Genomic DNA, 1,288 nt, shown 5'->3' with positions numbered 1-1,288 from the left:
GAAATTAAGCATAATAAATCGTCCTTTAAAGCCTTGAATGAAAAGATTTGTGAAATCACTAAACTGGATGGTCAAGCACCTGAAATTGTATTTGAAGCATCAGGAGTTTATTCAAGACCCTTAGAATACTTCTTTCAAACGGAAGGCTACACCTATCATAGAGTTAGCCCGTTAGAAGCGAATCTACAAACGTCTTCGATGCGCCGTCATAAGACGGATAAGAGTGATGCTCATGAGCTCGCTAAATCCCATTTTCGAACAGAACGAACAACGACGTATCAGGAAGAAAACTATTATAAGCAAATGCGTGCACTAACACGTTATTATGATGAATTAGATAGTGAAATTACAAATCTATTCAGCCGCATGCACGCTATTTTACAGCTTAGTTTCCCTGAACTAGAGCGTCTCCTCTCCAAACGTTCTGCACTCTTTTTGAATATCGTTCAGCTTTATCCACACCCAGATGAAGCATTGGCCTGTTCAAAAACCGTGATACGAAACCGAATAAAAGAGAATACAAAAAAGAATATATCCCTTGCACGTGCTGAAGAGAAAGGAATAGAATTGCTTCACGCAGCAAGAGACTCATATCCAGCCATATCAAAAGAAGATGTTCGATGTGACCAAGTGAGGGATTATGCAAAACGTATCGCTGATTTAAAAGAGAAAAAGGAAAAACTCATAAAACAGATGGTTGACCTATCCAAAGAACGTATCGAGTATCAGGTATTACTTTCATTTCCAGGGATTGGTGAAGCTACAGCTGTAAGATTAATTGGAGAAATTGGGGATCTGCGACGCTTTCAAAGTCATAAACAATTGAATGCATATGTTGGGATTGATATCATGCGTTATCAATCTGGAAATACATTTTATAAAGATAAAATTAATAAACGAGGAAATAACAAGCTACGAAAAATCTTGTACTATATGGTTCAAACGATGATTAGACTTCGTAAGAAAACTAACAACCATATTGTAGAGTACTACGACAAATTAAAAACGCAACCTCAAGGAAAACCCCATAAAGTTGCGTCAATTGCGTGTGTGAATAAGTTTTTGAAAGTGGCATTTCATTTAATCACACACAACATCACCTATGATTACGAAGCAGCATAAACCTGTTCGTAATTAATTATTTATACTATACCATACATGGCCTTTCGAAAAAACTCAACTCGTCAGGTCTATTTGGCATGGCGTAATTAATTTTGAGTGGGAAGGGTACCTTTTCCAACAAAATTAATCCATCTAATCTAATAAAAATACTTGACTGTAGGTAAGA

General features: G+C 36.6%; 1 protein-coding gene. It reads left to right on the top strand.

Annotated features, from left to right (window positions below; genetic code table 11):
- Positions 1-1,122, top strand: a 1,122-nt coding sequence (locus MF646_RS23090) for an IS110 family RNA-guided transposase (protein WP_250098835.1), incomplete at its 5' end; no start/stop codon positions are given.
- Positions 1,123-1,288 lie beyond the last annotated feature (166 nt).

It is taken from the genome of Halalkalibacter alkaliphilus (assembly GCF_023555415.1).
Lineage (GTDB): Bacteria > Bacillota > Bacilli > Bacillales > Bacillaceae_D > Halalkalibacter > Halalkalibacter alkaliphilus.
Note: the sequence above shows the minus strand (reverse complement) of the source record. Positions and strands in the feature narration are given on the sequence as shown.